Source organism: Nostoc sp. CCY0012 (assembly GCF_963920855.1).
Lineage (GTDB): Bacteria > Cyanobacteriota > Cyanobacteriia > Cyanobacteriales > Nostocaceae > Cyanocohniella.
Genome location: NZ_CAWUDM010000022.1, coordinates 66,642 through 72,641, shown reverse-complemented (window position 1 = coordinate 72,641; position 6,000 = coordinate 66,642). Strand labels below are relative to the sequence as shown.

Genomic DNA, 6,000 nt, shown 5'->3' with positions numbered 1-6,000 from the left:
GTGTTACTGTTTTTTCAACTTGAGACTCCAAAAAGTTTTCTGCACCACTAAGGGTTCGCATATTGGGCGTTAGGTAATGGGTTTAATTTATTGAAGAATTATATTGATTTGATATTTGAGAATGGGTAATTCTTGCTGGACTATTTTCCAGATAATGTTAAAATCCACTCGAAAGTATTCATGCACCAATAAGTTACGAAAGTCGATAATATCTCGCCAGTTAATTTCTGGATATTGCTCATGGGTTTGAATTGTCATAGCCCTAGCTGCCTCACCAATAATTTGTAACTGTAGAAGTATCCAGCTTTGAATTAGTTCGTTATCAAAAAATTCTTGTTTACCTCTTTGAGCGTATTTTTCTATTTTCTCGATTGCTTCTTGAATGTCTTTGAGTCTTTCTCTATCGTTTCTCATAGGGGAAGAGCTTCTTGTAATACTTCGGTGCGGATTCTGTCTTTAAGTCCTGTGGGGGTGACAACATCAACTTTTACACCTAGTAATTCTTCTAGCTCGCGGATGAGACGGACGGGAAACCACAGGCTGATTTTATCTAGGTCGTAGTCTACTATTAGGTCAAGGTCACTATTTTGGTCGGCTTCGTTTCTGGCGACAGAACCAAAGACTCGCACGTTAAAAGCTCCATGCTGGGCGGCTATTTGTTTGATCTGTTCTCTGAGGACTGGGGTTAAATCGTTGAGAGTCATGATTGCATTTTTGGTAGTAGGTAATATTTTGATTCTATTCCCCATTGTCTGCTTCAAGGGTTAAACCGCGATAGACTTGTTCAATGGGGAAATTGAGGTTAATGCTTTTGAGTTCGATTGTGTCGCCTGCTTTGTAGTTGATAATCAACCAGTCTCCTGCATCGTTTTTGTGATACAGGTCGATTTCAATGCTGGTGGAACTGACTAGTAGATAATCAATTAAGGCTGGGTTTTGGCGGTACATTCGGAATTTGCCCCCGCGATCATAGGCTTCGGTAGTTTTTGAGAGAACTTCAACGATTAAGCAGGGGTAGGTAATGTATTCGGTGGTGGTTTTGTCCCGACCGTCGCAGGTGACACTAGCATCTGGGTAGGTATAGTTATTACTGCCAAAGATATTGACTTTGACATCAGAATTTCCGGTGATGCAACCTGTATTTTCTAAGTGGCTGTCGAACATGGCGGTGAAGCGGATGGCGATACGACCGTGATTGATGCTACCGCCGCTCATGGCGTAAACTTTGCCGTCGATGTATTCGTGTTTTTCCAGTTGGGTGGCTTCCCAGGTAAAGTACTCGTCTGGGGTGAGGCGCGGGGCGTTGTCTTTGGCTGCGATCATTGCGGGGAAACTCCTGGATTGGATGACTCGCACACTTTACACTTTACATATAGAAAAAGCTCTGATGCACTTTATCTGTCAGGACGAGAAGCCCAAAACTCTTAAAAATCCTTGTTCATCAAGGAAGGGTTATAACCGAATGTCATAATCTTCATAATACCATTGGTAGCATCTCAGTAATTTTGCGTAATTTTTCCGCCTAAATTTAATATTTAATTAGAGTTCTCCGTAAATTTATCAAATTATCTCTAAACATTACTGAATCTTTGAATACATAGATTGATCCTATGGGCTAGCAAGGGTAAGCTGATACCAATAGGACAATAGGACAGAAAATTTATTTGTCTTGAGAACTAATATGACCGCTACCAGTTTACCGAATATTCAAAAACACGAAGATATTATTAATTCCAACTCTTTGCAGTTAAATTTGCAAATTAAACAAGAGGAGGCAATTTATAATTATTTAGTAGAAATTGTCAATACATGGCAACCTCATGATGTTTTACGTGAATTTAAACGGTTATTTATAGACTGTCTAGATATAAATATTGGAGATAAATTATCAGCAATCAATATAATTAATTATCTCAGTGACGAGTATGTATTTCGCAATACTGTTAAACGAAGCTGCTACATTTTAGTAAATAATTGGGCATCTAAAAGAAAACACAAATATATTCAAGAATTGATTAACTTGTTTACCAAATATTCTCCTAAACAAGAATCAAATAATCATGAAAACTTAGATATTTATAAAAATTGGTTAAAAAGATTTGTCTCCAGTAAAGACTATGAAGAACTTAAGCTATTTGCTAATAAATATGAAGCAAAAAGCCAAGAACATTGGAGTACTCGTTATACAGCTTATTTATTAGTTGCTCAATCTTTTGATATTAATAATTCCCTAGAGCAACAAGAGGCGGCGAGAATACTTGCTTTGCAGATGAAAGAAAGATTTAAATTTGAATTAGCAATGTATATTGCTCGTTCTCAGTCTACTGCTTCAAGTAAAAATCGCTATAAAAATCCCAGTATATTGGGAGATAATGTTTTGCGATTAATCAAAATGATTATCGTAAAAAAAGGAGTATTTAGTTATGAAAACATTGCTCATATATTTATTAAGCAAACTCAAAACCAAAACTTAAAAGATTTTAAAGATAATATAATAAAATATTTATTTTTTTCTGTGAGAAACCAGGAATTAGTAAAAATTTTGCATCAGGAATTGACAAATAATTTATCTTCCTGGAAGATTGAACACGAAGATGAGATTATCCACAAGCACTTATTGCTGAGAATTTGTAACCGAGTTATTGATTCTTTAACTATTAATAATAACCAGGAACCTGCACCATTATTTATTTTATTACTTTCTCAGGGTCATGCTCTTACATTAGTAATTTTACTGTTAAAAATTATTCTGATTTGCAAAAATTCCCGTAGTCATTTAGAAGTGCGAATTGCAAATTTAATTAGTTACTACCAAGATTATTCAGCCGACGAATGTAAGTGGTTAATTAATTTTATAGAAATTTTTAATATAACTTTTGCCATTTATGCAGAAAATGTGGACTATAACTTAATTAAAATGCCAAAAAATCAACAAGTTTGTCACACTCAGTGCAATTTGGAAGCTTATCGTGTATTTTCCCAATTGAGGGAAGACATATAGAAATGATGTAAGTTAGCGGTCATAAACAGAACCATGTCAAAAAATTTGAATATGCCTGAAACCTTGATGAAATGACTAATGACAACTTTATTTTATGAATCAAAGCAGTAGTCATATAGTTTAATTACCTTGGAGCTAGGGAATTTTGGTGATGAATAATGAAATTGTTCAGTTATATGTCCTGCAATATCTTTAGTAACTAAAGTACATTCTTGGATATTGAAATCAGGAGAAATCAAACAATTAACCCCACAAGTCCAATTTTCAATTGTCTCTTGACATTCCAAAAATACCCATAGTTCTATCGTTTCATGGTTTTTGGGTTGCTGTATAGAATAAAAATATTTTTTCCTTATGCATTCTTCCGTGAGTATTCCTAAGTTGGCTAACTGAGATAAACAAGCTTTCAACAATAAATTATGATCCATCAATCAAGGTAGCAATTAACTAAGATGATCAAATCAAATAAAAGATTAATTTTGGGTTAAGATATGGTTAAATATAGTATTTTTATATTTTAGTCAGATGTTCTAATTTTTAGATATTTGAGTTTCTTTAACAATGTCAGTATTACTTAAATTTGTTAATTTTTCTTAGGTACGTGAATAAAGTACAGCCTCATATAGAACTCGAATGAAAATTTAAGACCTAGCCAAGTGTTCATCGAGCCAAGCCAACCCTGCACCAGCGGTTTCAGCGATGATACTAATAAGTCGATATAAAGCGATCGCACTAATAATCACAGCAGATGGAAAGCGGTGCTGCAACAAGGCGATCGCAGTGACTTCAAATACACCCAACCCACCAGGCGCACCAGGAACAATAAATCCTAGTAACCATGCAAAGCTAAACGCCCCTAGCAGTAAAGGTATTTGATTGATATTTAAGGAAGTTAACGCTAATACAGTTAGAATAAATCCAGTGCTACGCAAGACTAAAAAACCTAGTTCACCTAATAAGGGTTTGAGAGGATAACGCTTAAGTTTGAAAGCAACAATAGGTGGACTGTTATTTACAGACTTTTTCGCCTTTAATTTGGATACCAAACGAATTACTGGATTCAAAAACCAGGGATGAACTGCACACAGTACCACAGCCAAACTGCAAAATTGTAATGCTTGTATGCCCAGATTCGTATGAGTAACAGCAAATTGGCTACCACATAAAATAATGATAATTAAAGCAGCAGCCGCCAGTAATAATGGTTCTAGCAACACACTTAAAGTAGCCGCACCAACCGAAACCTGAGCATTTTTCGCGGCGACGATGCGCCCATAATGATGCCAGACATTACCTGGTAAATATTTGGCAATATTCGTTTTCAGGTAAACTTGAACAAACTGTGAAGTCGGCACAGGTTGATTTAATTCCTGGAGAATCTGAGTCCAGATCCAGCCTCCCCAAGTATGTGCTAGTAAAGTGACACCTATGGCCATCGCTAAAATTGACCATCCTACTGCATCAATTTGGATAGCTGTGACTTCAGACCAGTGATTGTTCAAGGCTTTCACTAAAAAAAATAGTGTTCCGCCCAAAATTAACCAGCGTAAAATTTGCTTTATCATTTTGGTAATTTAACAGATCAAGCAGCCACCTATGCCCCTTGTGTTAGGGATTAAGTAATATTAACTATATTCTGAACAGGGATGCTGAGGCGATCGCGTGCCTACTCTGTTTGATATACATGAGTAAGTTGTCTAATTAGATCTCTAGAGTGAATATAACTACCACTCAAGCATGACGCTTTTACTGTTAGCAAGCAGTTATTCTATAGTCAATAACGAATAAACAGCACTGGATTGGGTGTTTTGCCGCAGTGGCCCATTATCAGACATCGAAGTAGAGCGACGGCAGATGTTTGAACAGTGCATATGAATGGCAATAACGGTGTGGAGTTTTTGTCGCTTCTTCCACTTTGTTACTACCAGAGGAAGGTGAAACCCTTCATCAGAGCGGTCTGAGGTAGTAAACGTGTGTTGTCTTAACTCAATTAAAGTTGAAAAAGTACCTTAATTGTCATTAGATAATTTATTTATCAAGTAAAGCAATTAAGGTATATTTATTGCTAATTTTATCTGGTCAAGGGCGTTTGGGTGTCGAAATATTCTCGCCAACGACTAATAAGGCCATCTTGGAAATCTACCACAATTACATCATCAGCTTTATTACGATGACCTGTTGCTTTTTCAGTGTCTTCATAGTACCACTCCACTGCTGCTTGGTCGTCTTGAATAATCATGCGGTGGATATCTATTTTGACATCTGAATACTGTTGTGAAAAATCACTAAGTTCTTCCCGGATTCTTTGTTTTCCCTGCCAACGTTGACCAGGTAGGATGAGTTCGCCATCATCTGTAAACATCTGAGCGATCGCATCGGCATTTTGAGTAACCCAGGCATCTCTAGCTTGTTCAATCAATAGGCGAATGTCTTGGGGATTCATAAATTGTTGGGCAAATGCAGGTGTGTTAAAAGTAACAGTAAGATAAAGTAACCATAATAATAGCCCTCTACATATCCTTACCATTTTGGGTTTTCAATCATTCCAGCAAAATAAAACTAAATTTCATTGCTATTCCATACATACCATCATATCCAGTTTAAATAGGGGCTTTACGGGTTATTTGATATGTTGTAATTGGTAATCTTAGGGATTTATTGCTATGTATCATTATAATCACAACTTATATGTTTAGGGTGATTTTGCTAACCAGAAATTTAGGTTAATTAACCAAGATAGCCTGCCAAACGTATATTAAAACTACATATCTAATATCTTGCTAAGGGCTGAGATTAATAATATAAGACATTTTACAATGTATACATTATTGAATAAGAATAAAAAATCAATATATCTTCATCGTTGTCCCCAAAATACTTAGCAAAAAGATATCTCTCTAGAGTTAGATAAAATTTCTCGTTCAGTAGCAAAGAGAATGTGACCTACGCTAGAGGCGAAATATTTTATTTATTCCTAATCTTAATAAGGGTTATTAAAT

General features: G+C 35.8%; 6 protein-coding genes. 1 reads left to right on the top strand and 5 read right to left on the bottom strand.

Annotated elements, in window-relative coordinates; genetic code table 11:
- Positions 1 to 87 precede the first annotated feature (87 nt).
- The 3 genes from ACM0OS_RS08870 to ACM0OS_RS08860 are packed head-to-tail and all read right to left on the bottom strand — an operon-like array spanning position 88 to position 1,323.
- Entirely contained in the window at positions 88 to 414 is a 327-nt protein-coding gene (locus ACM0OS_RS08870; protein ID WP_414542810.1) for a DUF86 domain-containing protein, read from the bottom strand.
- Entirely contained in the window at positions 411 to 749 is a 339-nt protein-coding gene (locus ACM0OS_RS08865) for a nucleotidyltransferase family protein (protein WP_414542809.1), read from the bottom strand. The genes ACM0OS_RS08870 and ACM0OS_RS08865 overlap by 4 nt, the downstream gene beginning before the upstream one ends.
- Positions 739 to 1,323 carry a Uma2 family endonuclease gene (locus ACM0OS_RS08860; protein ID WP_414542808.1) on the bottom strand — a complete coding sequence of 195 codons (585 nt, stop codon included), beginning with the start codon at positions 1,321 to 1,323 and terminating at the stop codon, positions 739 to 741. The genes ACM0OS_RS08865 and ACM0OS_RS08860 overlap by 11 nt, the downstream gene beginning before the upstream one ends.
- A 358-nt stretch (positions 1,324 to 1,681) precedes the next feature.
- Between ACM0OS_RS08860 and ACM0OS_RS08855 the strand changes: the two genes are divergently transcribed.
- Positions 1,682 to 3,001 (top strand): hypothetical protein, encoded by a 1,320-nt coding sequence (locus tag ACM0OS_RS08855; RefSeq protein ID WP_414542807.1) that lies wholly within the window; start codon positions 1,682 to 1,684, stop codon positions 2,999 to 3,001.
- 641 nt (positions 3,002 to 3,642) lie between these two features.
- On the opposite strand, the gene ACM0OS_RS08850 is transcribed toward ACM0OS_RS08855, so the two are convergent.
- Both ACM0OS_RS08850 and ACM0OS_RS08845 read right to left on the bottom strand, forming a co-directional pair.
- A complete protein-coding gene (locus ACM0OS_RS08850; RefSeq protein WP_414542806.1) occupies positions 3,643 to 4,566 on the bottom strand; it encodes a lysylphosphatidylglycerol synthase domain-containing protein in 924 nt (307 codons plus the stop codon).
- 506 nt (positions 4,567 to 5,072) lie between these two features.
- On the bottom strand, positions 5,073 to 5,528 hold the full coding sequence (locus ACM0OS_RS08845; protein ID WP_414542805.1) for a nuclear transport factor 2 family protein: 456 nt from the start codon (positions 5,526 to 5,528) through the stop codon (positions 5,073 to 5,075).
- Positions 5,529 to 6,000: the final 472 nt, after the last annotated feature.